We start from the raw sequence: 26,904 nt of genomic DNA on the forward strand, positions 1-26,904 counted from the left end.
GTCCCAGACCGTGCGCGGGCGCATCGCTGAGCGGATGCGGCACCTGGCCGCCGAGGTCGGTATCGCCGTGGTGAGCGTCCCGGCTGAGAACACCTCCCAGCACTGCCCGCACTGCCTCACCCGGCTGCGGCACCGCAAAGCCCCCGACAGGCCCACCACACCAGGCTGGAAATGGGCCATCTGCCCGAACACCGGCTGCGGGTGGCAGGGCGACCGCGACCACGGAGCCTGGCGACGCATCGCCGCACGCGGCCTGACCCACCAGGCCAAGACCGTCGTGGACAAGACCAGCAACACCATGGTGATCCGCACGGTCATCGACAAGCTCGAAGCCAAGGCAGTCATCAGCACGGCCGCCCCGAAAGCCAGCCGGAAAGACCGGTCCAAGACCGGACCCACCCGGCCCCGAACCCACCCTCCCGCGCCCAGGCGACGCGGGATTCCCTCCCCTGCCAGGCCCCAAAGCCCAGCCGGAAAGCGTCCGGAGGGACACGCACCAACGGACCGGCCAGGGCTGCCCCGCGCAGCCCACCGGCACCAGGGCGTGAGCACGATCAGCACACCCACCACCAGCCGACATCGGCCACGCGGAGCAGCGCTGGGCGCGGGATTCCATCTCCACGCTCACGCCACCCCGCCCAGGTGGGCAGAACCCGCGCCAGACCTTACGGTTCGCATCGGCTCACTTAACTGATCAGAGACGCTGAAGAAGCCGTGCATGGCGGGCATGACCGACCGCAGGAACAGGCGGTCCACGTCGGCGCCCTCGACGTTCATGGCGACCTCACCGCAGCCCATGCCGAGCCCGAAGCAGGCCAGCCCGACCGCGACCAGCACCGCCCTGGAAAGCCGGGACGGGACAGCCGCCACCCTCTGAGGGCCTCCGCAGGCGGTCAGGCCGCAGCACCTGTCGAATCAGAGGGAAGACTTTCCCGTTTCCGGCCCTCGGGGACAGCAAGAGCTGGGAATACCTCACCCACCACTCCCAGAGGGCGAGTGGCGGAGGGGCGGGGGAAGGTGCGCGAGTCGCGACCGGCGCACCGCTCCGAGAACACCCCGGTCCCGCGAGAGCAGGAGGCGATCCGATGAACGCTCCCACACCACCGGACCACGCGATGGACAGCCCGGGCCCCGACGACAGGGGGATGTCCCTGGGATCGGTGCCGCCCCGTGTGTGGGTGGGGCTGGCCCTGCTCGTCGTGGCCGTCCTCTTCGTGGCCCAGAACCGGGACGGGACCGAGATCCAGATCCTCTTCGTCTCCCTGACCGCGCCGCTGTGGGCCACCCTGACCGTCGCCGTCGGCGTCGGCGTGCTCATCGGGCTGCTCCTGCGCCCGTCCGAGCGCAGGAAGCGCAAGGCGTCCAGGAAGTAGCCGCTCTCCGCTCCCCGCGGCCGGCTTCGGGGAGCGGAAGGCGGGCTCAGCCGCCGACCCGCCCGACGTGGTCCCTCTCCCCCACGGTCGTCTCCACCACCACCCGGAACTGGTCGGGGATCCGTCCGCGCAGGTCTCCCAGGAGAACGTCCACCGGGGGCGGGGACTCCTGGACCCTGACCTCGACGTGGATCGTCCGCGAGGCCACGGTCACGTCGGTCACCGACGCGTTCGGCTGCTCCGAGATCCACCGGTCGGCCGCCTCCTCGGCCCGGTTGGCCCACACCGCCAGCAGGACGGTGGCGGCGGTGTTGGCGATCAGGGGCACGAACACGACGGCGAACAGCACGCCCAGGCTGAGACGCGCCTTGCGCGCTGAACGCCGGTCCCGCTCCTTGCGGGGCTTGCCGTGCCCGGAGGCGGCGAACACCACCATGCCGGCGAAGACCAGTGCGAGCAGGTTCGACAGGAACAGGACCAGCGCGCCCAACGACAACCACAGCGCGCCCTGACCGAGGCACACGCCCACCACCACCAGCGGCGGCACCAGCGAGATGGCGATGGCCACGCCGGGCAGGACCGCGGCGACGTCCTTCCTCGACAGCCCCACCGCCCCGGCCGCCCCTGTGGCCAGAGCCGCGACCAGGTCCAGCACACCGGGGGAGGTCCGCCCCGCGACCTGGCTGTTCCCCATCAGGTCGTACCCGCTCGGGACGATCACCGAGAACAGCACACCCACACCGATCACCAGCAGGCAGCCGAAGGTCACTGTCCGGACGGCATCCGTGGGCTGCTGCCGGACAATGCTCAGGGCGATGCACATGATCGGGGTGGACAGGGGCGCGATGATCATCGCGCCGATCACCGTGGCCGTGGAGTCGGTCAGCACTCCCCCGGCGGCGATGAGCGCCGACAGGGTCAGCATCGTCCAGAACGCCGATCTCTTGGCTCTGCTGTCCCCCGTCGACAGGTCGAGATCGTGGGCCAGCTCGCTCAGGGAGCGCAGCTGCGTGGCGGGGAGGACACGTTCGAGGATTCCACTGAGCATGGCCTGAGTATCGCGATGAAAGCCCCGCTGAGCACCGAAGACACGACGTGGGCGCGGGAAGGTTCGATCGGGAGAGGAATCGCCCGGGGATGCAGGTGGAGATCCCCGGCCGCGGAGAGCGGTGTGGGGACTCGGGTTCCAGCAGTAGGGTTCTGCGTGGTCGACCCGCTGACTCTCGTCAGGGGGTCGCCCGGCCCGGGTCGGTGATTGGTGCACCGACCCGGGCACTGTGTTTTTCGGGGGTGCGCCCGGGTGCCCATGGCTCCTGTTCAGGTGCGGACACTGGAGGGGGCAGACAGCACCCTGCACCAGCTCGTGTTCATCGAAGCCGTGTCGGGCACGGTGGTCCCGGTGGGGCGGGGTCTGCGGGTCTCCGTAGGAACCCGGTGAGAAAGCCGGTCTCCCCGAACCCGTCGCCTGGCCGGAATGCGGCGGCGCGGAGGATGAAGAAATTTTTCCTCCTTGACCTCCTCTGACGTAGTTCACCGACATATGGGATGAATCCGCGCCCCCGCAACGGGTAACCGCACCGTGGGGACTCGCAACCCCCCGCTCTGCGAGAAAGGACCCGTATGCACTTCCCCCGAACCCTCATCCGACTCGCGGCCGCCGTGGCCGCAGCCCTGTTCCTGAGCGTGCTCGCCCCCGCGGGCGCCTCGGCCGACGACCTGTCCGTCGCCAACATCAACCTGCGCACGCCCTTCGACTGCGGTCAGGTCTGGAACGCCAACACCCGGACCAACCACAACCCGCAGTTGTCCGTCGACTTCCAGCGTTCGTCCGCCCTGGGGCAGAGGGTGCGCTCCAGCGCCCCTGGCACCGTGACCACGGTCGCCAACCTGGGCAACCAGAGCTACGGCCGCTACATCGTCATCAACCACGGCAGCGGCATCACCACCCTGTACGCCCACCTGCAGACCCAGTCGGTGTCGGTCGGTGACAGCGTCTCCACCGGAACCGTGATCGGCACCGTTGGCAGCACCGGCGGATCGACCGGACCGCACCTGCACTACGAGCAGCGCGTCAACGGCTCGGCCGTGCGGGTCGTGCTCAACGGAGTGGCGATCCGCTACTACGGAAACACCACCATCACCAGCAGCACCGGCTGCTGACAACCGTCCGCCCCGCTCCTCCAGGGGCGGGGCGGGCCCTCACTCCAGTGGTCAGGGCGAGGGCCGCGCCGAGCACTCCGCAGAGGATGGGCCTCTGTAATCGCGGACGGGACCTCATCGCCGGTATCCATCCGTTCTCCTCGGGCAAGCACCAACGGGGCGGGATGAACACCCCCGGCCCTGACGGCTCCGGACGGTGAACCGCTGTGGATCTCCTGATCACCAACCGGGGCAACGCACGACACCAAGCGGCCCGCAGGTGGAAGATCACCGAACTGCACCCGTGCTTCAGTTCCGAAAATCAGGATGAAGTCTACTCAATCTGTTGGCCACGGCCACTCTACAAATTTTTTATCACAATCGAAGGACTGAGCAACGACATCACACTCCACTTCCCCTGACACAAGACCGTACAAGTATGCACTCACAGACATCTTGTGCTCATCCCACCAACCCTCTCTTGCTTGCGCAACAATGGTCCACTCACTCGGAGGACCGTTCACATACCAGTAGAAGTCGCTCCCATTGTAATCTTTCCCCCACTTCAACAACCCCGGGACTTTCGGGTAAAAGTTGAACACATAGAAATGACCCCCCAACGGAGAGCCGTCCTGCCTGTGTGGTTCTGCAATCTCCGCAGGATTCTCAACATAAAGGTCTGTAAATATTTCCTCGCTTTCCTGGGTGGCCTCCAGGAGACCTTGATCCCCTGGAGTACCGGGTCGGGGCGAGACCAGAGAAATCGGGCCGAGGTTGAAAGTAAAATACTCCGAAACCAATGATTTATAGTCCTCGGGCAGGAACAAACCCAGCGATTTCTCCACCCCTCCCCACGACACCGGTTTTTTATTCGGAACCGAACTCTCCCCGACAAGTTCCATGATTTTTTTCACGCAATCCACACGAAACCCTTTGTTGTATACCGACCGGCCAGGACGGCGATCAGATTGGGGCCGACTCCTCGACAGGTGAGAATGGGCACCTTATTTGCCATTCCCCGCCCAAGACTGAAACCCACATCACACAGGGACCACCAAGCCCCAGGACGCGATCAGGCGCCACCAGCCCTGCGCTCCTTTTCGCCTTCGCGTTCGGAGCCTAAGGTTGCATCAGAAAATAACCTTCTATTTCAGTCAATCTTTCCTCACTGGGAAGCGCAGGCGACCAACCCGAGGATTCGGCATGGCGAACAAAGCGTCCAGGAAGCCGAACGTTGTACTCACGGACGTAGTAGGAAAGGTCTGAGGGCCACATCCAGATCCCATCGGTGCGAACCGCCAGGGAACCGATCGCAGCGCGATCCTCGGACAGCATGTCGAACAGCACCTGAGTGGCTGCCGCGACGACCGTCCCTTGGTCCAGGTACCACGCGACGCGTTCCTTCAGCGCCTCTTCCCCTTGCGACACATGGGATTCCAGTCTCTCCCCGTGGGCATCACCGTGCGGAAGTTCCTGAAAGAAACCTACTTTCTCCACCGACCTCAAGTCGCCCTCCCGGTCCGAACGTTCTCCTTGAATCAGGTGCCAGGCTCTTCTCGGCGCTACCGCACCGATGAAGAGCGCGCCATGGCCTCCCACCCGCAGCGTATCCGCAGGAGCGATGACGTTGACACCGAGCCTGTTCGAACAGTTCTTCGCGGGCAACGCTTGGGAGAACCGGTCGAGCAGATCAGTACAGCCGGATGTCTCTTCCGGTGCACGAAGGATCACGCATCACCCATGGGCGAATCCACGAGGGCCGAACTGCCTGCCGAAGTGCCGAGAACGGTATTCGGAATCCCCTGCACCACTACGCTCTGAAAGCCTTCCCGGGGTTTCGTTCTCGCATGATCGACGGCGAAAGGGCCTCAGCTTCCATGCCGCCGCCCCGGGGAACAGTTGTGGTTGAGGACACCGTTTCCTCCTCGGGCTCCCGGGCTAGGCACTCTTCCAGGGTCTCCCCCCGGCTCGTTTCGGCCGGATGGCGCCGCGGGATCCCGGAACGGACGCGAGCGACACGGAAGTGAGGCAACCTTGGGCGGATCCTCCGATCTGCTGAACGTCGGCCCCGCCTTGGCGGTCGCCATCGCGGTGGCGGTGCTGGCAGCGGCGGGTGTGTGCGTGGCGGCCCGGCTCGGCCACGGCCTCGCCGTCCTGCGCGCCGGTGCGCGGGCGGCGCTCCAGTTGGGCGCGGTCTCGCTCGTCATCGCGGCGGTGGTCTCCTCCGGGCCGCTCACCCTGTGCTTCGTCGCCGTGATGCTGGCCGTGGCGTCGTGGACGGCGGGGCGCCGCATCACACCGAGTCGGCGCGGCCTGTGGGCGTTCCTGCCGATCTGCGTCCCGGTCGTTCCGCTGGTCGCGGTGCTCCTGGCGACCGGGCTCACCCCGTGGACCGGGCTGGCGGTCATCCCCCTGGCGGGGATCCTCACCGGAGGGGCGCTGACCGCCACGGTCCTGGCCGGGCGCCGGGTGACCGAGGAGCTTCGCACGCGCGGCGGCGAGGTCGATGCCGCGCTGTCCCTGGGGATGCTTCCGCGTGAGGCCGCTCTGGAGATCGGCCGACCGGCCGCCTCCTCGGCTCTGCTCCCCGCCCTGGACCAGACGCGCACGGTCGGGCTGGTGACCCTGCCCGGGGCGTTCGTCGGAATGCTGCTCGGCGGCGCCGGCCCCTTCGAGGCGGGCGCGGTCCAGGCGTTCGTTCTCGCCGCCCTGTTGCTCGTCGAGAGCGTGGCGATCGTGCTCACCCTCGAACTCGTCGCCCGCGGCTCCATCCCGCACACCGCGCCCGCCTGACCGCGTTCCCGCGATCGAGGGGAGCAGGCCGTGCCCGGCGCCCTGTTCACCCGCCGTTGGACTGGCGGATCCCCTCACCGAGCGCTTCGAACCGGTAGACGAAACCGCCGTCCTCACCGCTGACGGTCATGTACGCGTCGGTGGTCCCAGGTTCGATGGCGATGTTGGTGGCCGAGTCCAGCCCTCCGGCGGCGTCGGCGGGGACGCTGACGGTGGTGAGGTGCCGGCCGGTCGGGCCGTACACGTAGATACTCGGCTGCCCGTGGACGGCCTGGTAGACGTTGCCCTCGGCGTCGACGGCGTTGGAGTCGATCTGGCTCTCGCCGCCGTCGAAGTGGAGGGCGGGGTGCGCGGTCTCCACCTCGGTCCGGTCCTCGTCGAGGGTGAGGTGGTCGACGCGGTTGGCCGCGTACTGGCTGACCCACAGAGCGGAGAAGTCCTCGTTGAACGAGATGCCGTTCGGCGCGGGGAGCTCGTCGGCGAGGACGGTCGCCTCCGCTGTCTCGCGGTCGATCCTGACCACCCGGCCCTGGGGCTCCCAGTACGGGTCCGAGAAGCCCGTGGTGTCGCTGACGTACATGTTCCCGTCCTCGTCGAAGGCCAGGTCGTCCGGGAGCATCGGCTTCCCGTCGACCTCACCGGAGAAGAACGTGGTGGGGTCCTCGCCCTCGGAGGTGATGCTGTCGATCCGGCCGCCGGCGATGTCCGTGAGGTACAGGCGGTCGTCGTGGGGGCTGAACTGGGCGGAGGTGTACGCGCTGGTCTCGTTGGTGAAGACCGGGGTCACCTCCTGGGTGCCGGTGTCCACGCGCAGGACCTTGGGCTCTCCGGGCGGAGCGGTGACGTCGACGAGGAGGAGGGTGCCGTCCGCGGCGAAGGCGGGCCCTTCGAGCAGGGTCATCCCCGTCTCCTCGTGGACGGAGGTCACCTGGACCAGGAGTTCGGCCGTGCGTTCCGTCTCCTGCTCGTCGTGTTCGCCGACAGCGGTGGAGCACCCCGCGACGGCGCTGGTCAGGGCGAGTGCCGGGAGCAGGCGGGTGATCGCTGTGCGGCGGGCGGCGCGTCGGTTCGGTGCCATGCTGCTTCCGTTTCGGTGGTGAGGGAACGGAACCCGCCCGGGACGGCTGCTACGGGCGGGTTCCGTGGTCGGTGGTTCCGGGGAGGACCGTGAGATCCGGGGGCGCCGTGGGCCCGCGGGTCTACGGCTTGGGGACCAGGACCTCGTCCATGCGGTGCTTCCGCCACTCCGCGAGCAGCCGGTGGAAGGCCACAGGGCCGGGGCTGTACGAGGAGCCGCCCGGGGTGCCGGCTCCTTCGCGGTTGTAGTAGCCGGGAGTGCACTCGGACTGGAACGCGGAGTTGTCGCGCGCGGTCTCCCGGAGGGTCCGGGCCCACTCGTCGGCCGCTTCCTGGGTGGGTTCGATCGCGCGGGCGCCGGACTTGATCCCCTCCGCGATGACGGCGGCGATGTGCTCGGCCTGCTCCAGGAGGATGTGCGCGAAGTTCACCGAGTTGGCGTTCTGCAGCGGGCCCAGGTGGAAGAGGTTCGGGAACCCGTTGCTGTAGAAGCCGTGCAGCGTGCTCGGCCCGTGGCCCCAGGACTCGAGCAGGCTCCGGCCGCCGCGGCCGCGCACCGGCAGCGTGCCGGAGAGCACGCCGGAGACGCCCACCTCGAACCCGGTGGCGAAGATGACGCAGTCCACCTCGTACTCGGCCTCGCCCACGATGATCGAGTTCTCGGTCATCCGGGTGATGCCGCCGTGGTCCGCGGTGTCAACGAGGGTGACGTCGGGCCGGTTGAAGGTCTGGAGGTAGTGGTCGCTGAAGCAGGGCCGCTTGCACATGTAGCGGTACCAGGGCTTGAGCGCCTCGGCGGTGGCCGGGTCGGTGACGACCTCGTCGACGCGCGCCCGGATCCGGTTCATCTTCCGGGCGTCGGCGAGCTCGTCGGCCCGTTCGCGTTCCTGCGGGGACACGCTCTCGTCGAGCGCACCGGTGATCATCTTGCGCTGGAGCCGGGCTGTGGACGTCCAGCCGTCCTGGATCAGGTCGGTCCCGACCGGTTCGCCGGAGACGATGCGGAGGAAGTTCTCCATGCGCTCGCGCTGCCAGCCGGGTTCCAGGGAGGCCGCCCACTCCGGGTCGGTGGGCCGGTTGTCGCGCACGTCCACCGAGGAGGGGGTCCGCTGGAACACGTACAGCTGCTCGGCGTCGCGTCCGACGTGCGGGATGACCTGGACCCCTGTGGCGCCGGTGCCGACGACGGCGACCCTCTTGTCGGCCAGGCCGGTGAGGCCGCCGTTCTGGTCGCCGCCGGTGTAGCCGTAGTCCCACCGGCTGGTGTGGAAGGTGTGCCCCTGGAAGGTCTCGATCCCCGGGATGCCCGGGAGTTTGGGCTGGGTGAGCGTGCCCGAGGAGGTGATGACGAACCGGGCGCGCATCCGGTCGCCGCGGTCGGTCTCGACCACCCACTCGTCCGTCTCGTCGTCCCAGTCCAGAGCGGTGACACGGGTGTGGAAGAGGGCGTCCCGGTACAGGTCGAAGGTCTCGGCGATCGCCACGGCGTGCCGGCGGATCTCCTCACCGGGGGCGTAGCGCCACTGCGGGACGGAGCCGACCTCCTCCAGGAGCGGCATGTAGGAGTACGACTCGATGTCGCAGTGGATGCCCGGGTAGCGGTTCCAGTACCAGGTGCCGCCGAAGTCACCGGCCTCGTCGGTCACGCGGATCGACCGGAGGCCCGCCTGCCGGAGCCGCGCGGCGGTGGTGAGGCCGCCGAAACCGCCGCCGATCACGAGCGCCTCGACGGTGTCCGTCAGCGGTTCGCGCTCCACCCGCGGGGTGTAGGGATCCTTGGCGTAGTAGCCGAACTCTCCGGCGGCCGAACGGTACTGGGTCGCACCGTCGGGCCGGATGCGGCGGTCGCGCTCCTTCGCGTACTTGGCGCGTAGTGCTTCGAGGTCGGTCTCGTCGAGGTGGTCGTCGATGCCTGCGGGTGCGCTGGGCGCGTTGGTCATCTGTGGTCCTCAGTGGTTCTCGGAAGGGTCGGGAGACGGGCGGGCCAGGAGTCTGCGCCCTCAGTTGTCGGGTGCGGTCGCGCCCTCCTTGGTCGGGGTGCCCTCCGGCACGGGGGCGAGCTTTTCGGAGCGGGTCCCGCGGGGGCCGTGCTCGTCGGAACCGGGCTCCTCAAGGGCGGGTTTCTCGGAACCGGCCTCCTCGGGGGCGGCCCGGTGTTTGGGCAGGAAGGCCGCGATGGCGAAGGCACCGAGCGCGGAGACCGCCCCGACCGCCAGGACCAGCCGGAAGGCACTCAGGGACGGGAGGTTCTCGCCGCCCAGGGACACGGTCATGCCGGCCAGCACCACGCCGGTGACGGCGCTGGCCACGGAGGTCCCCACGGAGCGCATCAGGGTGTTGAGGCTGTTGGCCGCCGCGGTCTCCGACCTGGGGACGGCCGCCATGACCAGGGCGGGCATGGCCCCGTAGGCCAGGCCGACCCCCGCACCGATGACGGTGGAGGCGATCATGAGCTGCCAGACCGCGGACATGAGCAGCAGGCTCAGGCCGTAGCCGAGCGCCACCAGCAGGGCCCCGGTCATCAGGGTGGTCTTGGGGCCCAGGGTGCGGGTCATGCGCGCCGAGACCGGCGACATCGCCATCATCACCAGCCCGTTGGGCGCCATGACCAGACCGGCCACGAGGACGGTCTGCCCGAACCCGTGCCCGGTGGCCTCGGGGAGCTGGATCAGCTGCGGGACCACCAGGGACATGGCGAACATGGAGAAGCCGAAGACCAGGGACGCGGAGTTGGTGAGCAGGACCTGGGGCCGGGCGCTGACGCGCAGGTCCACCAGGGGGTGCGGGGCACGCAGTTCCCACCAGCCCCACACCAGGAGCACCACCGCCGCCGCGGCGATCATCCCGCCGGGGAGGCCGCCGCTCCACCCCCATTCGGAGCCCTTGGAGACGGCCAGCAGCAGCAGGAGCAGGGCGATCGACAGGCCGACCGAGCCCGGGAGGTCGAACCGGCCGCCGGAGCGGACCCCGGAGTCCGGCACGAGGCTGCGCACCAGGACCGCACAGGTGGCGGCCAGGGCCGCGGCGGCCCAGAACAGCACGTGCCAGTCGGCCTCCTGAGCGACCAGTGCGGCGAGGGGCAGGCCGAGCGCGCCGCCCACGCCCAGGGAGGCGCTCATCAGCGCGGTCGCCCCGGGAAGCCGTTCGGCGGGCAGTTCGTCGCGCATGATGCTGATCCCCAGCGGGATCACGCCGGCCGCCAGGCCCTGGAGGGCACGGCCGACGATCATCGGCAGCAGGCTGTTCGCCAGTGCGCAGAACACAGAGCCCACCACGAGCACGGCGAGGCTGAACAGCAGCATGCGGCGCTTGCCGTACATGTCGCCGAGCCGGCCGACGGTGGGGGTGGCGACCGCGGCGGCGAGCAGGGTCGCGGTGATCGCCCAGGCGGTGTCGCCGGGTGTGGCGCCCAACAGGCCGGGAAGCACCGGCACGAGCGGGATCACCAGGGTCTGCATCAGTGAGACGACGATGCCGCTGAAAGCCAGGACCGCGACGATCACGTTCGGCCGGAGCGCCGGACCCCCTGCCGGTGGCGGACCCCCTGGGGCGGGTGGCTTCCCGGTGAGCGCCGACTCCCCTGGGCGCGGAGGTCTCCCCGCGAGAGGCGGTTCCGCTGCGGAAGTTCGGTTACGGGCGCGGTTCATCGTTCGGAGTCCCCCGTCTCGTCACGTGTGGAGCCCCAACTTTTAAGTCAGGCGCATGACTTACGATAGGACAGATGACGGAGTGCCCTCGACGCGAGGGTCCCGAAAGGGGTGGGGATCGGATGAACGGTCACACGGTGTGCCGGAGGCACAGGTCAACCCCAGTAACGTGGTGCCCATGAGCGAGAGGACGACACGGTCAGCCCGGGTCGCGGCGACCCGGGAGACGATCCTGTCGGCCGCGGAGCGACTGATCGCCGAGCACGGGGTGGCGGGGGTCTCCAACCGCCAGATCGGCCAGGAGGCGGGGCAGGGCAACAACACCGCTGTGACGTACCACTTCGGCTCCAAGGCCGGCCTGGTGCGCGCGATCGTGCGCCGGCACACCGAGCAGATCGAGTCCGTGCGCCAGCGGATGGTCCTGGCGGCGGACGGCTCCGACCAGGTCCGGGACTGGCTCGCCTGCATGGTCGAACCCTTCGCGCACCACCTCGCCCAGCTGGGGGTCCCCAGCTGGTACGGACGGTTCAGCGCCCAGGTGCTGGCCGACCCCGAGTTCCGGGAGGCCGTGTCCGGGGAGGCCCTCAACTCGCCCTCCCTGGTCAGGTCGGGCGAGGAGCTGCGCCGGTGCCTGCCGGACCTGCCGCCCGAGGTCCGCCGGGAACGCCAGGACATGGCCCGCCACCTCATGGTGCACATGGTCGCCGAACGGGAACGGGCCCTCGCGGAGGACGGGCAGGCTCCCCGGGAGTCCTGGCAGCGGTCCGCCAGCGGGCTCGTCGACGCCCTCACCGGCCTCTGGACCGCCCCGGTCACCGCTCCGGGACCGTGGACGCCGTGGGAGGCCCCGCAGCCGCAGGACGCCTGAAAATCCTCCCCGGTGCGCGCTGGTTCCGAGCCCGGCGCCGGGGCCGGTGGTACGAGCGGCGGCGGGCCGAACAGTGGCTCCCGCGAGCGAACGGGGAGCCGGGGCGGGGGCCGCCGGACTGAAGGGCCGGGGTACGGAGCCGGAATCCGGGAGCAGACCGAACACAGGCACTTCTGTGCGCCCCCTCCACCCCTCGACGGAATTCGGCCTTTCCCCTCATGCTCCCGACCTTCCCGGCACGGCCTTCGTGCACCACCCCTGTTCTGAGGGCCCCGTCCGGAGCACCGGAATTCGCCTGTCCGGCCGCCGCCGCGCCCGCGGCCTGCACCTCGGACCCTCGCCCCGCGCACCAGCACCCCGCGCGGCGCACGCCCGCGGATCCACCGGGGACTCCCCCGTTCACCCTCACCACAAGGTCCGAAAAATCCACCTTCATTCGCATCGAGCGAAAATTCGGAAACGCGGCACAAAAAGAATCACCCAACTACTCCTTTCCCGATCCTTGAGACAGCATTTTCCATTCGGGACCTTGGGCTCATGACGGCCGGTGGCATGGTGATCATGCCCCACCCCATCGAGAAGGGAAGAACATGCCCTATGGATCCGCGACAGGTTCGGGAGCCACTCTGGCCATCACCGGTTTCGCGACGGGACACCTCTGGGTCATCGCCATCGGACTGGTGCTGACGCTCGCCGGCGCGGTCCTCATCAGGCTCTCGTTCCGAGCGGACCGGGGGCCGACGGAGTGAGGAGCGGTCAGGACCCCGATGAACTGCCCCGGGCGCGATGCGTGCGGCCGGGAGCGCTCGCGGCACTGGCGGCGCTGGCCCTGTGCGGGTTCCTCTCGTGGGGGGCTCTGCACCTCGTCATGATGATCCGCCACGGCCTGGGCTCGGAGGCGAGCCTGAGCATGGTGTGGATGGCGTGCTTCGCCCTTCTGTGGTGGGTGCCCCTGGCCTGGCTCGAACGCCCCTTCCGAGCCACCGCCGAGCAGAGCGCCGAGCTCGACCGCCTGTTCGTCACGGTGCAGATCCCGGTCTACAACGAGGACCCCCGCGTCCTGGAGATGTGCCTGCGGTCGACCCTCGAACAGAGCCGCAGGGTGGACAGGGTCCGGGTCGTGGACGACGGCTCCACGGACCCGGCCACCGGCGAGGCGGTGGAGTACGCCGAGATCCGGGACCGCTTCCTGGAGCGGGCGGCCGCCGCAGGGGTGGAGGCCACCTGGGACCGGACGCCCAACCGGGGCAAGCGCTTCGCCCAGATGCACGTCCTCGCCCAGGACGACGCCGACATCTTCGTCACCCTGGACAGCGACTCGGTCATGGACCGGGAGGCGATCCGCGAGGGCCTCGCGCCCTTCGCGGATCCGAGGGTGCGCTCCGTCGCCGGGCACGTGCTCGTGCTCAACCGGGACGCGAACCTGCTGACCCGGATGACCGGCCTGCTGTACCTGCCGTTCACCCGGGGGCTGCGCAGCGCCCAGTCGGTCATGCGCAGGGTCACCATCAACTCGGGGACGCTGGCCTTCTACCGGGCCCACCTGATCCGGGACCGCGCCGGGGTCTACGAGAGGGAGACCTTCCTGGGGCGTCCGATGCAGATGAACGACGACTCCATGCTCACGTTCTACGCGCTGTTGGAAGGGGACACCGTCCACCAGCCCTCGTCGCTGGTGTTCACTCTGGTCCCCGAACGCGCGGGCCACTACTTCGGCCAGCAGATGCGCTGGATGCGCGGCACGACCGTCCGACACCTGTGGTGGTTCCGCTACATGCCGGTGCGCGGCGTGGTCTTCTGGCTCACCGTGGCCGAGTACCTCCACCTGTTCCTGGGGTACGCGATCCCGCTGCTGATCCTCGCGCACCCGGGTCTGCGGTCGGAGGCCGGGGGGATCGCCCTCGCCGCCCTGGTGATCGGAACCGCCATCTCGTACCTGATCTCGCTGCGGCTCTTCACGATCGTGCGCTCGGACGAGACGGTGGCACAGAGACTGGTGCTGTTCCTGTTCTCCCCGGTCGCCACGGCGTGGAGGCTCCTCTGCCTGAGACCCCTCTACATCTACTCGATGTTCACCTGCGGGCGCATCGCCCAGTGGGGGACCCGGGACAAGGTCGAGGTCGGCCTGTCCTCCTGAAGGACCGGAGGAACAGCGGGCAGGGAAGTGGGGTCGAGGGCCGTACCCGGCGGGTACGGCCCTCTTCCGTGTCCTCCGCCCCCGGGGCGGCCCCGCGCTAGCATCCTGGACATGGACGCCGCGGAGTGGGAGTGGGACGAGACGCTGTTCTCCGGGAGCGCCGGACACTACGGGGTCGGCCGGATGCCCTACCCGGCCGGGCTGGTCGACGCCGTCCGTGACGCTCTGGGCCTGGACGGCAGCGGGCGGCTCCTGGACGCGGGCTGCGGCCCCGGGTCCCTGACCCTGCCACTGGCCCCGCTGTTCGGCCAGGTGACGGGGGTCGACCCCGACCCCGGAATGATCGCCGAGGCACGCCGCCGTGCCGAAGCGGCGGGGATCGACAACATCCGATGGCGGCAGCTGCGCGCCGAGGAGCTCCCGGCCGACTCGGGGCCCTTCCGGGCCGTGGTGTTCGCGCAGTCGTTCCACTGGATGGACCGACCCCTGGTCGCGCACCGGGTCCGCGGAATGATCGAACCGGGCGGGGCCTGGGTGCACGTCGGCGGCGTCACACACCGGGGCGTGCCGTCCCCGACCCCGCTGCCGGATCCGACGCCGCCGTGGGAGCGGATCGAGGACCTGGTCACCCGCTACCTGGGACCGGTGCGGCGGGCGGGGCGGGGACACCTGCCCCACGGGACCCGCTCGGGCGAGGAGGCCGTCATGCGCCGGGCCGGGTTCACCGGTCCCGAACGCTTCGTCGTCGACGAGGGGCGTGTCGCGGAGCGCGGCGTGGACGAGATCGTCTCGGCCGTGTTCTCCCTGTCCGGTTCCGCCCCGCACCTGTTCGCCGAACGGCTCGGTGCCTTCGAGTCCGACCTGCGCCACCTGCTGTGGGAGGCGGCGCCCGGCGGCCGCTTCGCCGAACGGACCGGGCGGATCGAGGCCGTCATCTGGCGTCCCTGACGCCCCTGGCCCGCACGGGTGCTCTCCCGCGTGGACGGGGCCGTCGTGCGTGCCGCCACAGGCCGTGGCGGCACGCCCTCCGGTCAGAGCGTCACGGGGCCGTAGGAGTCGAGGGCCTCCACGATCTGGGCCTCCTCGTAGTCGAGGTGGGCCTCGACCTCCTCGGCGAGCCGCTCCACCTCGTCGCGGACCGCCCTCGTTCCGGTGTCCTGGCCCGAGGCCAGTTCCTGGATGCGGTCCAGGGCCCGGCTGATCACGCTGTGCTCGCGGGTCAACCGCTCCAGCACGGGAGCGAGCTCGGGATGGCTGGTGGCCAGCCCCGGGAACATGTGTGCGTCCTCCGCCGTGTGGTGTCCGTGCAGGAACTCGCAGAACGACAGGCACTGCTTGCGGATCTGCTCGTCCAGGCCGAGGGGCCTGCCCCCGCCCGCCGCTTCCCCGGGAGTGTCCAGGGCCGTTCTCAGTTCGGCCAGCTGGCCGCGCAGGAGGTCGTGGATCTTGACCAGCTGAGCTCCCAGCGCCTCGATGCGCTGTCCCTCGTTCGCGTCCGATTCGTTCGCCATGGCAACACCTCTTCATAAAATGCCAGTCACTGGCACTTTTTCACGGCGGCCGGGTGGAGACAAGGGGTTTTCCGCCCCGGGCTCGCTACCCTGGCCCGATGACCACGCGATCCGGCGAACCGGCCGGGGAAGACCTGCCCCTGCGCGAACGCAAGAAGCTCAGGACGCGCCGCGCCCTGGCGGACACCGCTCTCCAGCTCTTCCTCCGGCACGGCTACGAGCACGTCACCCTGGACCAGCTGACCGAACAGGCGCAGGTGTCGGTGCGCACCTTCTTCCGCTACTACGCCTCCAAAGCCGATGTGGCGATGGCCGCGGAGGGGGAGCTGTGGGGGGACTACGCCGGGCGGCTGACCGGGTTCGTCCCGGGCACCCCGGTCCTGGCCCAGCTGCGGGACCGCTACGTGCGGTCGGTCAGGGAGATGCCCGAGGACTGGGCCGAGCGCTACCTCGCCACACGGGGGCTGGCGGCGCGGACGCCCGCGTTGCGCGACCAGCACACCGATTCCACCGACCGCCTGCGGGAGCAGATCGTCACCGCCCTCGAGGAGGCGTTCGGAACCGACAGCCGCCAGGACGTCCGGCTGCGCCTGGCCTCGGACATGACGCTCTCCGCCGTGCGTTACGGGAGCAAGAACTGGATCCGGGCCAACCGGGCCGCGGAACGGACGGGGGACAGCGAGACCCTGGTCAAAGAGCTGGTCTCCGCCTTCGACGCCCTTCCCGGCGCGGTCGCCCTGACCCCGCCGCACCCCGTTTGAGGCAACCGGAGGGCTCGGCGGAGAGTACCCGCGAACAGGCAGCGGAGGCGGGAATCCTTTCGTGGCAGGAGTTTCGAGTGTGCCCCGAGGTGTCAGAAGTCCGTATTGGGACAATAGACTGAGCGCCTTGTACCGTCCCATGACAGGAGCGCCTTGGCCCCCCGCTGCCCGCACGCCGAACTCCACTCCGCCGAATTCCATGCCGACCCGCACGCGGTCAACCAGCGCATGGTCGAGGAGCACGGCCCCGTCTTCCCCGCCGAGATCTTCCCCGGGATCAAGGCCTGGGTCGTCGCCGACTACTCGCTGATCACCGCGTGGTGCCGGGACCCCCGCACCTTCCGCCGCGACTCACGCCTGTGGCTGGACTGGCGCGAGGGCCGCATCCCCGACGACGCCCCGGTCGTGGCGATGATGATGCACCGGCCCAACCTCCTCTACGCGGACGGCGACGAGCACGCCCGCCTCAAGCGGGTCGTCGTCGACTCCCTGGGCCGCGTCCCCGAGAGCCGGATCGGGGACATCACCCGCCGGCACGCCGACATCCTCATCGACGCCTTCTGCCAGCGGGGCCACGCCGAACTCGTCTCCGAGTACGCGCGCCTGCTGCCGCTGCTGGTGCTGTGCGACGTCTTCGGTTTCTCCCGTGACGTCGGCGAGCGCGTCCTGAACTCCCTCGGCGACCTGTGGGACGGCATCGACGTGATCAAGGCGAACGGCGAGTACGAGCGGGCCCTGTCCGACGCGATCTCCGCCAAGCACGCCTCCCCCGGGGACGACATCACCTCGTGGATGCTCGAGCACCGGGCCGGTCTCAGCGACGAGGAGCTGCTGGCCCAGCTCGTCGTGACGATCGGAGCCGGGGCCGAACCCACCGCCAACCTCGTCTCCGGAACCGTGCACACCCTCCTGGCGGACGACGACGTCAGGCAGGCGTTCCGAGGCGCCCGGGTGGGGATCGGCGAGGCGATCGACCAGGTGCTCTGGCGCGACCCTCCCGTCAACAACTACCCCGTCCTCTACCCGGTGAAGGACGTGCGGGTCAGCACGGGAACCGTGATCAGGGCGGGTGAGCCGATCCTGCTCGGGTACGCGGCCGCGCACGCGGCGATGTCCGGGGGCGGCCCGGACATCGAGCAGGGAAACCGGGCCCACCTCGCCTTCGGGGTCGGACCGCACCGCTGCCCGGCCCAGGGGTTCGCCTACGCCATCGCCCAGGTCGGGGTCGACGCCCTGACCAAACGACTGCCGGATCTGCGGACGGCGGAGGGCGCCGCCCAGCGGCGTCCCGCCCCGTTCGCCCTGGCACTGGCCGCTCTCCCCGTCACGTTCACCCCCGATCCCCCGAAAGGCACCACACCTCCATGGCAGCAGACATCCCCGTCCTCCACCCCTACGACCTCCACCGGCAGACAGCCGAGCTCCGAGGCAGAGGCCCCGTCGTCGAAGTTGAGATCCCTGGTGGCGTGGTTGTTCGGGCGCTGACCGGGCACGACGTGATCCTGGAGGCGCTGGCCCACCCCCAGGTGCGCAAGGAGGCCCGCCACTGGCGCCCCTGGGCCCAGGGCGAGATCCCGATGGACTGGCCGCTCATCTCGTGGGTCGCCCCGGACAACATGCTCACCGCGGACGGGGACCGGCACCGGCGCCTGCGCACCCTGGTGTCCCAGGCGTTCACCCCCCGCCGGGTGGAGACGCTCCGGCCGCGGGTCGAGGAGATCACCAAGGAGCTCCTGGACGCCGCCGGGGCCGAGGGCCCCGGCCCGGTCGACCTGAAGGCCGCGCTGGCGCTGCCCCTGCCCATGACGGTGATCTCCGAGCTGTTCGGGGTCGGTGCCGAGCACCGGGACACCCTGCACACGCTGATGCACCGGGTCTTCGACACGACCACTCCCCCGGAGGTGGCGGCGCAGACCAACGCGGACATGCTGGCCCTGCTCGCCCAGCTGGCCGAGGAGAAGGCGGAGCACCCCGGCGACGACCTCACCAGCGCCCTGTTGGAGGCGCGGGCCGAGGGCGACGAGAAGCTCTCCCAGACCGAGCTCGTGTGGACCCTCATCCTCATGATCGGCGCGGGCTACGAGACCACGATGAACCTCATCGCCAACGCGGTGCACGCCCTGCTCACCCACCCGGACCAGCTCGCCCTGGTCCGCAGCGGTGAGGCGTCCTGGGCCGACGTCGTGGAGGAGACCCTGCGCTGGGACGCCAGCATCCAGTACCTGCCGCTGCGCTACACCGCCGAGGACGTCACCCTGGGCGGTGTGCACGTGCCCAAGGGCGAGGCCCTGCTCATGGGCTTCGGCGCCGCCGGCCGCGACTCCGCGCAGCACGGCGAGGACGCCCACGTCTTCGACCTGAAGCGGGAGCAGAAGGGGCACCTGGCCTTCTCCCACGGCCCGCACTTCTGCCTGGGCGCAGGGCTGGCCCGCCTGGAGGGGACCACGGCCCTGGAAGCCCTGTTCTCCCGGTACCCCGACATCCGCCTCGCCGAGGGCGAGGAGGTCCCCGAGGCCCCCTCCATCGTCGCCCGAGGCGCCGCCCGCCTCCCCGTCGTCCTGGGCTGATCCGTTTCCCGGCCCGGCCGCGTCCTCGGAGCCCCGCGTACCCCTGTGCGCGGGGCTCCTCCCTTCCTGACCCCTGCCAGGCTCTACAAATCCTCGCTTATATAAGACCTCGTCGATAACATGGGGCCATGCACGCCTTCGACGTTCTCGGTGACCCGGTCAGGCGGCGCCTGCTGGAGCTCCTGACCGAAGGTGAGTTCAGCTCCGGTGAGCTGACCGCGGTGGTCCGCGAGGAGTTCGGGATCAGCCAGCCCGCCGTCTCCCAGCACCTGCGGGTGCTGAGGGAGAGCGGGTTCGCGACCGTGCGCGCCGAGGGCACCCGGCGGCTGTACTCGGTCCACGCCGAGGCCCTGCGCCCCGTGGACGACTGGCTGGACCCGTTCCGCCGGTTCTGGGAACCGCGGTCGGCCGCGCTGGAGACCGAGATCGCCCGAGGAAAGCGACAACGACGCATCCAGGAGTGACGATGAGCGAGAGCGGAACCGTCGACGTGGACGAGCAGATCCGGACCGTGTCCCGGGAGTTGAGGACCGGGGAGCGCGACGGGGCACCGACGGTGGTGTCCTCGATCAGCCAGCGCTACGACACCACGGTCGAGGACCTGTGGGAGGCGTGCACCTCGGCCGAACGCCTGCGCCGCTGGTTCGCCCCGGTGACAGGAGACCTCCGGCTGGGCGGGAACTACCAGGTGGAGGAGAACGCCGGAGGCACGATCGAGGCCTGCACGGCGCCCCACTCCTTCAGCGCCACCTGGGAGTTCGACGGGGACACGAGCTGGATCGCCGTCCGGGTGGACCCCGAGGACGACGGGGCCCGGCTGACGCTGAAGCACACCGCGCCCGCCGACACCGGGTCGGAGTTCTGGCAGCGGTTCGGCCCGGGCGCCGCCGGCGTGGGCTGGGACCTGGCCCTCCTCGGCCTGGCGCAGCACCTGCACGCGGGGGCGGACACGCCCCAGGAGGCCGAGGACTGGGAGGCCACCGAGGAGGGGCGCCGGTTCGTCTCCGGGAGCAGCGCGGCCTGGGCCGAGGCGAACGTGGAACTGGGCGCCCCGCGCGCCGACGCCGAGGCCGCCCGGGACCGGACCACCGCCTTCTACCTGGGCGAGGAACCACCCGCCGGGGGCTGATCCGCGGTGGAGAGGAAGGCCGCCGCGACACCGTTGTCGCGACGGCCTTCTCACATGCGAGCCTGTCACTCTCCGTAGCAGGGGATCAACCCGCGGCAGGGTTCGGCGTGTTCTCCGCCTTCGGCCCCGGGGACGGCGGCGGGGAGGCGCGGCGCCGGAAGGACGCCCCCCGAAAAACTCCGCCGCGTCCGTGTCGATCCGCGCTCCTCCCGTTCGACCCGTTAGTAAGAGGGGCGAACGGATCCCTCCAGAACGAGGAGAACACCATGAGCAAGTACATGTTGATCATGCGGCCCACCGACTCGGCGGAGTTCAACGAGGCCGACATCGACTTCGACGAGCTGCTCGCGACCATCGGCAGGTTCAACGAGGAGCTCATCCGGGCGGGGGTACTGCTGGCCGCCGAAGGGCTGGCCCCCGACGAGAGCGTCGTGGTTGACTTCACCGGGGAGGAGCCGGTGGTCTCCGACGGCCCCTACGGGGAGACGAAGGAGCTGTTCAACGGCTACTACATCATCGACGTCGCGTCGAAGGAGGAGGCCGTCGAGTGGGTGAGGCGCATGCCGATGACCGACGGCGCGAAGATCGAGATCCGCCGGGTCACCACGATCGACGAGTTTCCGCAGGACAACGAGTGGATCAAGAAGGAACGCGCGTGGCGCGAGTCGACCGGCCAGCTCTGACCGAGGGCCGCGGTGAGTGAGGCGAGGCGCGCCGTCGAGGCGGTGTGGCGGATCGAGTCCGCCCGCATCGTCGGCGCGCTCGCCCGCTACACCCGCGACTTCTCCCTCGCCGAGGACGTCGCCCAGGAGGCCCTGGCCGAGGCGCTGGTGAGCTGGTCCACCAGCGGCGTCCCCCGGAACCCGGCGCACTGGCTGACCACGGTCGGCCGCCGCCGGGCCGTCGACACCTTCCGGCGCCGTGCCGCCGCCGACGAACGCTACGCCGTGCTCGCCCGCGAACTCGACGAGAGCACACCCGGCGCGGATCTGCTGTTCGACCCCGAGGCCATCGACGACGACGTGCTCGCGCTGATGTTCACCGCCTGCCACCCGGCGCTGTCGAAGGAGAGCCGGATCGCGCTGACCCTGCGCGTGGTCGGCGGGCTGACGACCGACGAGATCGCCCGGGGCCTGCTCGTGCCCGTGCCGACCGTGCAGGCCCGCGTCACCCGCGCCAAGAAGACGATCGCCGCCGCCGGGCTGCCCTTCGCAGTGCCCGGTCCGGAGGAGCGGCCCCGGCGGCTGGGCTCGGTGCTCAACGTCGTGTACCTGATCTTCACCGAGGGGTCGTCGGCCTCCGGCGGCGACGAGTGGATCAGGACCGACCTCGCCCGGGAGGCGCTGCGCCTGGCGCGCGGGCTCGTGGCGCTGGCTCCGGAACCGGAGGCGCTGGGGCTGCTCGCCCTGCTGGAGCTGACCGCGGCCCGCTTCCCGGCCCGGGTCGACGACCAGGGCCGCCCGGTGCTGTTGGAGGACCAGGACCGCCGCCTCTGGGACCGTTCGGCCGTCCGCCGCGGCCGGGCCGCGCTGGCCCGGGCCGCCGAGGCCGGGAAGGGGCTCGGGCCGTACGGTCTGCAGGCGGCGATCGCCGAGTGCCACGCCGTGGCGGCGTCCGTCCCCGAGACCGACTGGGACCGCGTCGTGGCACTGTACGAGGCGCTCGGCCGGGTCGCGCCCTCACCCGTGGTGGACCTCAACCGTGCCGTGGCCGTGGCCATGGCGTCGGGCCCCGCCTCGGGACTGCGGATCGTGGACGAGCTCGAGGCGGGTGGGAGCCTGGCCCGGTCGCACCTGCTCCCCGGTGTGCGCGCCGAACTCCTCGCCCGCCTCGGGCGCCGCGACGAGGCGCGGGTGGACTACCTGCGCGCCGCCGAGCTGTGCGCCAACACGGCCGAGCGCACCGTCCTCGAGGCCAAGGCCGCCGGACTCTGAGACCCCGACCGCACCCGCGGCCGGGCCCCGGCCCGCCGCGGAACCCGCGGGGGCCGGAGCTCGCGGTCCTCCAGCGGTCAGCGGCCGACGGCCCTCCGCCGGAGGCCGGTGGCGCGGCGGGTCACCGGTCCTGCACCGCCTCGAACACGGCGGCCAGGCCCTGCCCGCCGCCCACGCACATGGTGGCGAGGCCGTAGCGGCCGCCGCTGCGGTCGAGTTCGCGGGCGAGCGCGCCGACCATACGGGTGCCGGTGGCGCCGACCGGGTGTCCGAGGGAGATCCCGGAACCGTGGACGTTGGTGCGTTCCCGATCCGCGGCGGTGAACTTCCACTCGCGCATGACGGCCAGCGCCTGGGCGGCGAAGGCCTCGTTGAGCTCGATGACGTCCATGTCGGCGAGGGTGAGCCCGGCCTGGTCGAGGGCGCGGGCGGTGGCGGGGACGGGACCGATGCCCATGACCTTGGGCGCCACCCCGGCCGCGGCCCAGGTGCGCAGCCGCACCAGCGGGCGCAGCCCCAGTGCCTCGGCCTTGTCCCGGGTGGTGACCACGCAGAGGGCGGCGGCGTCGTTCTGGCCGCTGGCGTTGCCCGCGGTGACGGTGGCGTCGGGGTCCTGGCGGCCCATGACGGGCCTGAGCTCGGCGAGGCCCTCCAGGCTGGTGTCGGCGCGCGGGTGCTCGTCGGTGTCGACGACGGTGTCGCCCTTACGGCCGCGGACGGTGACCGGGACGATCTCCTCGGCATGGACCCCGGAGTTCTGGGCGGCGACGGCGCGGGCGTGCGAGGTGACGGCGAGCTCGTCCTGTTCGGTGCGGGAGATCCCGTACTCGGCGCGCAGGTTCTCCGCGGTCTCGATCATGCCGCCGGGCACCGGGTAGCGCGAACCCCCGGCGGTCTCGCGGGCGCGGACCAGGCCGTCATGGACGGTGACGCCGCCGCGGGCCCCGCCCCAGCGCATGTCGGTGGAGTAGAACACGGCGTTGCTCATGCTCTCCACGCCGCCGGCCACGACCAGGTCCTGGGCGCCGCTGAGCACGCCCATGACGGCGTTGACCACGGACTGCAGACCGGAGCCGCAGCGGCGGTCCAGGTGCTGGCCGGGAACGGTGACGGGGAGCCCGGCGTCGAGGGCGACGACCCGGCCGATGGCGGGTGCCTCGCTGTTGCCGTTGCAGTGGCCGAGGATCACGTCGTCGATCTCGGTGGGGTCGATACCGGTGCGCTCCAGGAGCCCGGTGAGGACCTGGGCGCCGAGGTCGACGGCGGTGACGGTCTTGAACATCCCGCCGTAGCGGCCGATGGGGGTACGGACGGGTTCGCAGATGACGACGTCACGCATGGGGCACGCCCTGCTTTCTCGGTCGGGGTGGGACGGTCGGGGTGAACGAGACGCGCACGCGTGCGTGCGGGGGCGCCTCGGCCGGTTCGAGGGGGTGGGCGCCGAGGGCGAGGGCGCCGTCGAGGGCGGGATCGGGGACGCCCGCCAGGTCCTCGGTCGGCGGGCGGATACGCACGCGGGTTCCGGCGAACAGGGGGCGCAGGCCCCGGTGCTCGACCTCGGTGACGGTGTGCCCGGGGTGGTCCAGGCGCACGGTCTCGAGCATGGCCAGGGCGCTGAGCGGGCCGTGGACGACCAGCCCGGGGTAGCCCTCGACACCGGTCACGTAGGGGTGGTCGTAGTGGATGCGGTGCGGGTTGGAGGTGGCGGCGCTGAACCGCATGAGCACGGTGGGGTCGGTGCGCAGTTCCCACTCGTCGCCGACGCGGGAGAGCACCTCGGTGACGTGCTCGGACCCGGATGCGGGGACCAGCGGCGCAGCGGGCGCACCCGGCGGCCGGAACACGAAGTCCTGCCGTTCGGTGAGGGCGAGTCCGCCGCTGGAGTCGAACAGCTCCGTGTGCGTCGCGGCGGTGAGCAGGGTGCCGGAGCGCCCCTGTCGGGGCACGAAGTCCTCCACCCGGGTGCGGCGGCGGACGGTGGAGCCGACCGTGATCGTCCGGTGCAGCCGCACCGTCCCTCCCCCGAACATGCGGCGCGGGAACTCCGCGGGCGGGTCGAGCGCGCCGCCGCGGGGGTGGCCGTCGGGGCGGATGTCCGCCGAGGCGGGCCACCGGGACAGCGCGGCCCAGTGCCACAGCGGCGGCAGCACGTCGCCGGGCCCGGGAGCGGGCAGGCCGTCGTCGAACAGGGCGGCGAGCGCGGCGACGCGTCCGGGGTCGACGACGAGCTCGTCGGTGGTCTCGGTGGTGCCTCGGTCCATCTACATGAGCCTTCCGCCGGTGACCTCCGCGACCGTTCCGGTCATGCAGGAGGACATGTGCGAAGCGTAGAAGGTGCAGACCGAGGCGATCTCGTCGGGCTCTCCGGCCCGGCCCAGGGGGACCTCCGCCGTCTTCTGGTCCCAGGCCCTCTGCGGCATGGCCTCGGTGGCCAGGCCGATGCCCCGGGCTCCCCCGGTGACGACCGCGGTGCGGCCCCGCGACAGCGTCATGGCGACCCCTTCTTCTCGGGTTCTCGGAGGTGGGCGGGGGTGCCGGCGGCGTCGGTCAGCGCTTCGTCGGCGTGCTCCCCGGACGGTCCGCACTCCTCGGACAGTCCGAGTTCGGCGAGGATCGCGTCGGTCTGCTCACCCAGGGCGGGGACCGGGTCCATCCGCAGTTCGACGTCGGCGAAGGTCATCGGCGGCAGGACGGCGCGGATGTCGCCGTTCTCCGTGCCGACGGTGCGCCAGCGGTCGCGCTCGGACAGCTGGGGGTGCTCGACCACGTCGGAGAGCTGGTTGAGGCGGGCGGCGGGGACACCCGCCTCGGCCAGGCGTTCGTCCAGTTCGGCGGTGGTCCAGCGCTCGGTGTGACCGGCCACGTAGGCGTCGCACTCGGCGCGGTGGCGCACCCGCTCCAGGTTCGTGTGGAACCGGGGGTCGTCGGCGTACTGCGCCTCACCGAAGACCTCGCCGACCAGAGCCCGCCACCCGCGGTCGTTCTGGACACCGATGAGGATGTCGCCGTCCTTGGTGGGGTAGGCGTCGTAGGGGGCGATGGAGGCGTGGCTCAGTCCCATGCGGGGGATCTGCCGGTCGGCGTACATCTGCATGTACAGGGCGTGGCCCATCCACTCCACCGCCGAGTCGAACATGGACACGTCCACCGTGGCGCCCTCGCCGGTGCGCTCGCGCCGGAAGAGGGCCGACACCACGGACACGGCGGCGTAGAGACCGGTGGCGATGTCGGCGTTGGGCACCCCCGTCTTGGTGGGGGTGTCAGGGGTACCGGTCACCGAGATCATCCCGGACTCGGCCTGGACCAGCATGTCGTAGGCCTTGCGGGTGGCCCTGGGGCCGGCGGTGCCGTAGCCGGAGAGGTTGACCGCGACCAGCCCGGGGTTGGTCTCGCGCAGGGTCCGCGGGCCCAGGCCCAGGCGTTCGACCGCTCCGGGGGCGGCGTTCTGCACGAACACGTCGGCCCGGTCGATGAGGGCCCGGGCCACGCGGCGGCCCCGCTCGGACTTGAGGTCGACGGCCAGGGACTCCTTGGAGCGGTTGAGCCACACGAAGTGCGAGGCCAGGCCGTGCACGGCGTCGTCGTAGCTGCGGGCGAAGTCGCCCTCCCCCGGGCGTTCCAGCTTGACGACGCGGGCGCCGAGGTCGGCCAGGTGGCGGGTGGCGATGGGGCCCGCCACCGCCTGTTCGAGCGAGACCACCAGCACCCCTGCCAGGGGCAGGTCCCCGCCGGTGGGGGCGGGGGCCGGAGCGGGGGCGCTCACCGGAGCCCCGCCTTCTCCTGGCGGACCAGGCCGCCGCCGATGATGAGCCGCTGGATCTCGCTGGTGCCCTCGTACAGGCGCAGCAGGCGCACCTCGCGGTAGATGCGCTCCACGGGGACCTCGCGCATGTATCCCGCGCCGCCGTGCACCTGGACGGCGAGGTCGGCGACCCTGCCGACCATCTCGGTGCAGTAGAGCTTGGCCACGGACGGCGCGATGCGGCGGTCCTCTCCGCTGACGTACTTGGCGGCGGCGTCGCGGACCAGCGCGCGGCCGGCCTCGACGCCGGTGTACTGGTCGGCGAGCATGGCCTGGACCAGCTGGTGGTCGCCGATGGGCACCCCGCCCTGGGTGTTGGCGGCGGCGTAGGACACCGACTCGTCCAGGGCGCGCCGGGCGGTGCCGACCGACAGCGCGGCGATGTGCACGCGGCCCCGGGCCAGGGAGCTCATGGCCGCCTTGTAGCCGACCTTCTCGTCCCCGCCGACCAGCGCGTCCTCGCCGACCCGCACCGAGTCGAAGGTGACGTCGGCGGTCCAGGCGCCCTCCTGGCCCATCTTGGCGTCCTTGGGCCCCACGGTGACGCCGGGGGCGTCGGCGGGCACGAGGAACACGGCGATGCCGTTGCCGTCGGGGCCGGGCTCGCGGGTGCGGGCGAAGACCACGAACAGACCGGCGAGCGGGGCGTTGGTGATGAACTGCTTGCGGCCGTCGAGGATCCAGTCGGAGCCGTCGCGGACCGCCTTGGTGCGCAGACCCGCGGGGTTGGAGCCCGCGCCGGGTTCGGTGAGCGCGAAGGAGGCGATCACCTCGCCGGAGGCGATGCCCTCCAGCCAGCGTTCGCGCTGGGCGTCGGTGCCGTAGTTGACCAGTACCTGCCCGGCGATGCCGTTGTTGGTGCCGAACAGCGACCGCAGGGCCAGCGAGGTGTAGCCGAACTCCATGGCGAGCTCGACGTCCTGGACGAGGTTCAGACCGAGACCGCCCCAGCGCTGGGGGATCGCGTACCCGAACAGGCCCATGTCAGCGACGGCCCTGCGGATGTCGTCGGGGATGGCGTCGGTCGCCAGGATCTCGTTCTCACGCGGGACGACCTTCGTGCGGACGAAGTCGCGTACCTGGGCGTGGATGTCGGTGAAGTCTTCGGCGGTGACCTCGGTCTCGGAACTCATGGTCACGATGATGGCGAACGGCGCTCATACGTG

The 26,904-nt window shown here is 70.8% G+C and carries 28 protein-coding genes; 15 read left to right on the forward strand and 13 right to left on the reverse strand.

All coding sequences use genetic code 11. The features are described from left to right. Window positions 1–34: 34 nt before the first annotated feature. Complete coding sequence (locus tag D458_RS35815; protein ID WP_239648074.1) at window positions 35–694, forward strand: zinc ribbon domain-containing protein; 660 nt, start codon at window positions 35–37, stop codon at window positions 692–694. Here D458_RS35815 and D458_RS37085 read toward each other — a convergent pair. Next, the gene (locus D458_RS37085) at window positions 625–837 is read right to left on the reverse strand and encodes a hypothetical protein (RefSeq protein ID WP_169556910.1); all 213 of its coding nucleotides are present in this window, start codon (window positions 835–837) and stop codon (window positions 625–627) included. The genes D458_RS35815 and D458_RS37085 overlap by 70 nt on opposite strands. A 248-nt stretch (window positions 838–1,085) precedes the next feature. Here D458_RS37085 and D458_RS34290 point away from each other — a divergent pair, with 248 nt between their 5' ends. After that, window positions 1,086–1,373, forward strand: a complete 288-nt coding sequence (locus D458_RS34290) for a LapA family protein (RefSeq protein ID WP_017589620.1) — start codon at window positions 1,086–1,088, stop codon at window positions 1,371–1,373. A gap of 46 nt (window positions 1,374–1,419) precedes the next feature. On the opposite strand, the gene D458_RS0125895 is transcribed toward D458_RS34290, so the two are convergent. Further along, window positions 1,420–2,421, reverse strand: coding sequence for a DUF389 domain-containing protein (locus D458_RS0125895; RefSeq protein WP_017589621.1), 1,002 nt, complete (start codon window positions 2,419–2,421; stop codon window positions 1,420–1,422). A 572-nt stretch (window positions 2,422–2,993) separates the two neighbouring features. Between D458_RS0125895 and D458_RS0125900 the strand changes: the two genes are divergently transcribed. Further along, window positions 2,994–3,533: a M23 family metallopeptidase gene (locus tag D458_RS0125900; RefSeq protein WP_017589622.1), complete on the forward strand. Its 540-nt coding sequence runs from the start codon at window positions 2,994–2,996 to the stop codon at window positions 3,531–3,533. A gap of 317 nt (window positions 3,534–3,850) precedes the next feature. On the opposite strand, the gene D458_RS36555 is transcribed toward D458_RS0125900, so the two are convergent. Both D458_RS36555 and D458_RS36560 read right to left on the reverse strand, forming a co-directional pair. Next, window positions 3,851–4,426, reverse strand: coding sequence for a hypothetical protein (locus D458_RS36555; RefSeq protein ID WP_152521248.1), 576 nt, complete (start codon window positions 4,424–4,426; stop codon window positions 3,851–3,853). Window positions 4,427–4,631: 205 nt separating this feature from the next. Continuing rightward, window positions 4,632–5,243: a hypothetical protein gene (locus D458_RS36560; RefSeq protein ID WP_152521249.1), complete on the reverse strand. Its 612-nt coding sequence runs from the start codon at window positions 5,241–5,243 to the stop codon at window positions 4,632–4,634. A 303-nt stretch (window positions 5,244–5,546) separates the two neighbouring features. On the opposite strand from D458_RS36560, the gene D458_RS0125905 reads away from it, so the two are divergent. Continuing rightward, window positions 5,547–6,305: an ABC transporter permease gene (locus tag D458_RS0125905; RefSeq protein ID WP_017589623.1), complete on the forward strand. Its 759-nt coding sequence runs from the start codon at window positions 5,547–5,549 to the stop codon at window positions 6,303–6,305. 46 nt (window positions 6,306–6,351) lie between these two features. On the opposite strand, the gene D458_RS0125910 is transcribed toward D458_RS0125905, so the two are convergent. The 3 genes from D458_RS0125910 to D458_RS0125920 form a co-directional block, all read right to left on the reverse strand. Continuing rightward, window positions 6,352–7,383 carry an SMP-30/gluconolactonase/LRE family protein gene (locus D458_RS0125910; RefSeq protein WP_017589624.1) on the reverse strand — a complete coding sequence of 344 codons (1,032 nt, stop codon included), beginning with the start codon at window positions 7,381–7,383 and terminating at the stop codon, window positions 6,352–6,354. Window positions 7,384–7,504: 121 nt separating this feature from the next. Then, entirely contained in the window at window positions 7,505–9,322 is a 1,818-nt protein-coding gene (locus D458_RS0125915; protein WP_017589625.1) for a flavin-containing monooxygenase, read from the reverse strand. A 60-nt stretch (window positions 9,323–9,382) separates the two neighbouring features. Further along, window positions 9,383–10,885, reverse strand: a complete 1,503-nt coding sequence (locus tag D458_RS0125920) for an MFS transporter (RefSeq protein ID WP_017589626.1) — start codon at window positions 10,883–10,885, stop codon at window positions 9,383–9,385. Window positions 10,886–11,207: 322 nt separating this feature from the next. Between D458_RS0125920 and D458_RS0125925 the strand changes: the two genes are divergently transcribed. From D458_RS0125925 to D458_RS0125940, 4 genes are all read left to right on the forward strand, one after another. Then, window positions 11,208–11,897, forward strand: a complete 690-nt coding sequence (locus D458_RS0125925; RefSeq protein WP_051049793.1) for a TetR/AcrR family transcriptional regulator — start codon at window positions 11,208–11,210, stop codon at window positions 11,895–11,897. 590 nt (window positions 11,898–12,487) lie between these two features. Then, on the forward strand, window positions 12,488–12,646 hold the full coding sequence (locus D458_RS37090; protein WP_017589628.1) for a hypothetical protein: 159 nt from the start codon (window positions 12,488–12,490) through the stop codon (window positions 12,644–12,646). A 41-nt stretch (window positions 12,647–12,687) separates the two neighbouring features. Next, window positions 12,688–14,034 carry a glycosyltransferase gene (locus D458_RS0125935; RefSeq protein WP_017589629.1) on the forward strand — a complete coding sequence of 449 codons (1,347 nt, stop codon included), beginning with the start codon at window positions 12,688–12,690 and terminating at the stop codon, window positions 14,032–14,034. Window positions 14,035–14,145: 111 nt separating this feature from the next. After that, window positions 14,146–14,982: a class I SAM-dependent methyltransferase gene (locus D458_RS0125940; RefSeq protein WP_017589630.1), complete on the forward strand. Its 837-nt coding sequence runs from the start codon at window positions 14,146–14,148 to the stop codon at window positions 14,980–14,982. A gap of 83 nt (window positions 14,983–15,065) precedes the next feature. Here the strand turns inward: D458_RS0125940 and D458_RS0125945 are convergent, their stop codons facing one another. Next, complete coding sequence (locus tag D458_RS0125945; protein WP_017589631.1) at window positions 15,066–15,545, reverse strand: hemerythrin domain-containing protein; 480 nt, start codon at window positions 15,543–15,545, stop codon at window positions 15,066–15,068. A gap of 98 nt (window positions 15,546–15,643) precedes the next feature. Between D458_RS0125945 and D458_RS0125950 the strand changes: the two genes are divergently transcribed. The 7 genes from D458_RS0125950 to D458_RS0125980 all read left to right on the forward strand — a co-directional run bounded on the left by D458_RS0125950 (window position 15,644) and on the right by D458_RS0125980 (window position 21,936). Further along, a complete protein-coding gene (locus D458_RS0125950; protein ID WP_017589632.1) occupies window positions 15,644–16,306 on the forward strand; it encodes a TetR/AcrR family transcriptional regulator in 663 nt (220 codons plus the stop codon). Window positions 16,307–16,459: 153 nt separating this feature from the next. Continuing rightward, window positions 16,460–17,791, forward strand: a complete 1,332-nt coding sequence (locus tag D458_RS0125955) for a cytochrome P450 family protein (protein ID WP_017589633.1) — start codon at window positions 16,460–16,462, stop codon at window positions 17,789–17,791. Further along, window positions 17,773–18,873 (forward strand): cytochrome P450 family protein, encoded by a 1,101-nt coding sequence (locus D458_RS0125960; protein ID WP_017589634.1) that lies wholly within the window; start codon window positions 17,773–17,775, stop codon window positions 18,871–18,873. The genes D458_RS0125955 and D458_RS0125960 overlap by 19 nt, the downstream gene beginning before the upstream one ends. A 128-nt stretch (window positions 18,874–19,001) precedes the next feature. Continuing rightward, window positions 19,002–19,337, forward strand: coding sequence for an ArsR/SmtB family transcription factor (locus D458_RS0125965; RefSeq protein WP_017589635.1), 336 nt, complete (start codon window positions 19,002–19,004; stop codon window positions 19,335–19,337). A 2-nt stretch (window positions 19,338–19,339) separates the two neighbouring features. Then, window positions 19,340–20,002, forward strand: coding sequence for an SRPBCC family protein (locus tag D458_RS0125970; protein ID WP_017589636.1), 663 nt, complete (start codon window positions 19,340–19,342; stop codon window positions 20,000–20,002). Window positions 20,003–20,268: 266 nt separating this feature from the next. After that, a complete protein-coding gene (locus D458_RS0125975) occupies window positions 20,269–20,685 on the forward strand; it encodes a YciI family protein (RefSeq protein ID WP_017589637.1) in 417 nt (138 codons plus the stop codon). 12 nt (window positions 20,686–20,697) lie between these two features. Then, window positions 20,698–21,936, forward strand: coding sequence for an RNA polymerase sigma factor (locus tag D458_RS0125980; protein WP_017589638.1), 1,239 nt, complete (start codon window positions 20,698–20,700; stop codon window positions 21,934–21,936). A gap of 121 nt (window positions 21,937–22,057) precedes the next feature. On the opposite strand, the gene D458_RS0125985 is transcribed toward D458_RS0125980, so the two are convergent. Genes D458_RS0125985 through D458_RS0126005 form a run of 5 tightly spaced genes read right to left on the reverse strand, consistent with a single transcriptional unit; the run spans window position 22,058 to window position 26,871 of the window. Then, window positions 22,058–23,275, reverse strand: a complete 1,218-nt coding sequence (locus D458_RS0125985; RefSeq protein ID WP_017589639.1) for an acetyl-CoA C-acetyltransferase — start codon at window positions 23,273–23,275, stop codon at window positions 22,058–22,060. Continuing rightward, a complete protein-coding gene (locus D458_RS34295) occupies window positions 23,268–24,197 on the reverse strand; it encodes an FAS1-like dehydratase domain-containing protein (RefSeq protein WP_017589640.1) in 930 nt (309 codons plus the stop codon). Before D458_RS34295 ends, D458_RS0125985 begins: the two co-directional genes overlap by 8 nt. Next, window positions 24,198–24,428 (reverse strand): SDR family oxidoreductase, encoded by a 231-nt coding sequence (locus D458_RS0125995; protein WP_017589641.1) that lies wholly within the window; start codon window positions 24,426–24,428, stop codon window positions 24,198–24,200. It abuts the gene before it with no gap. Further along, on the reverse strand, window positions 24,425–25,699 hold the full coding sequence (locus D458_RS0126000) for a CaiB/BaiF CoA transferase family protein (protein ID WP_017589642.1): 1,275 nt from the start codon (window positions 25,697–25,699) through the stop codon (window positions 24,425–24,427). The genes D458_RS0125995 and D458_RS0126000 overlap by 4 nt, the downstream gene beginning before the upstream one ends. After that, complete coding sequence (locus tag D458_RS0126005) at window positions 25,696–26,871, reverse strand: acyl-CoA dehydrogenase family protein (RefSeq protein ID WP_017589643.1); 1,176 nt, start codon at window positions 26,869–26,871, stop codon at window positions 25,696–25,698. Before D458_RS0126005 ends, D458_RS0126000 begins: the two co-directional genes overlap by 4 nt. Between the last annotated feature and the right edge of the window lie 33 nt (window positions 26,872–26,904).

This window comes from Nocardiopsis ganjiahuensis DSM 45031 (assembly GCF_000341085.1).
Classification (GTDB): Bacteria; Actinomycetota; Actinomycetes; order Streptosporangiales; family Streptosporangiaceae; genus Nocardiopsis; species Nocardiopsis ganjiahuensis.

Coding starts and splice junctions, on each gene's coding strand:
- D458_RS0125910 (WP_017589624.1), bottom strand. CDS start 7,383: ATGGCACCGAACCGACGCGCCGCCCGCCGCACAGCGATCACCCGCCTG.
- D458_RS34290 (WP_017589620.1), top strand. CDS start 1,086: ATGAACGCTCCCACACCACCGGACCACGCGATGGACAGCCCGGGCCCC.
- D458_RS0125915 (WP_017589625.1), bottom strand. CDS start 9,322: ATGACCAACGCGCCCAGCGCACCCGCAGGCATCGACGACCACCTCGAC.
- D458_RS0125900 (WP_017589622.1), top strand. CDS start 2,994: ATGCACTTCCCCCGAACCCTCATCCGACTCGCGGCCGCCGTGGCCGCA.
- D458_RS0125970 (WP_017589636.1), top strand. CDS start 19,340: ATGAGCGAGAGCGGAACCGTCGACGTGGACGAGCAGATCCGGACCGTG.
- D458_RS0125925 (WP_051049793.1), top strand. CDS start 11,208: ATGAGCGAGAGGACGACACGGTCAGCCCGGGTCGCGGCGACCCGGGAG.
- D458_RS0125985 (WP_017589639.1), bottom strand. CDS start 23,275: ATGCGTGACGTCGTCATCTGCGAACCCGTCCGTACCCCCATCGGCCGC.
- D458_RS35815 (WP_239648074.1), top strand. CDS start 35: ATGCGGCACCTGGCCGCCGAGGTCGGTATCGCCGTGGTGAGCGTCCCG.
- D458_RS37090 (WP_017589628.1), top strand. CDS start 12,488: ATGCCCTATGGATCCGCGACAGGTTCGGGAGCCACTCTGGCCATCACC.
- D458_RS0125995 (WP_017589641.1), bottom strand. CDS start 24,428: ATGACGCTGTCGCGGGGCCGCACCGCGGTCGTCACCGGGGGAGCCCGG.
- D458_RS0125945 (WP_017589631.1), bottom strand. CDS start 15,545: ATGGCGAACGAATCGGACGCGAACGAGGGACAGCGCATCGAGGCGCTG.
- D458_RS0126005 (WP_017589643.1), bottom strand. CDS start 26,871: ATGAGTTCCGAGACCGAGGTCACCGCCGAAGACTTCACCGACATCCAC.
- D458_RS0125950 (WP_017589632.1), top strand. CDS start 15,644: ATGACCACGCGATCCGGCGAACCGGCCGGGGAAGACCTGCCCCTGCGC.
- D458_RS34295 (WP_017589640.1), bottom strand. CDS start 24,197: ATGGACCGAGGCACCACCGAGACCACCGACGAGCTCGTCGTCGACCCC.
- D458_RS0125895 (WP_017589621.1), bottom strand. CDS start 2,421: ATGCTCAGTGGAATCCTCGAACGTGTCCTCCCCGCCACGCAGCTGCGC.
- D458_RS0125940 (WP_017589630.1), top strand. CDS start 14,146: ATGGACGCCGCGGAGTGGGAGTGGGACGAGACGCTGTTCTCCGGGAGC.
- D458_RS0125965 (WP_017589635.1), top strand. CDS start 19,002: ATGCACGCCTTCGACGTTCTCGGTGACCCGGTCAGGCGGCGCCTGCTG.
- D458_RS0125975 (WP_017589637.1), top strand. CDS start 20,269: ATGAGCAAGTACATGTTGATCATGCGGCCCACCGACTCGGCGGAGTTC.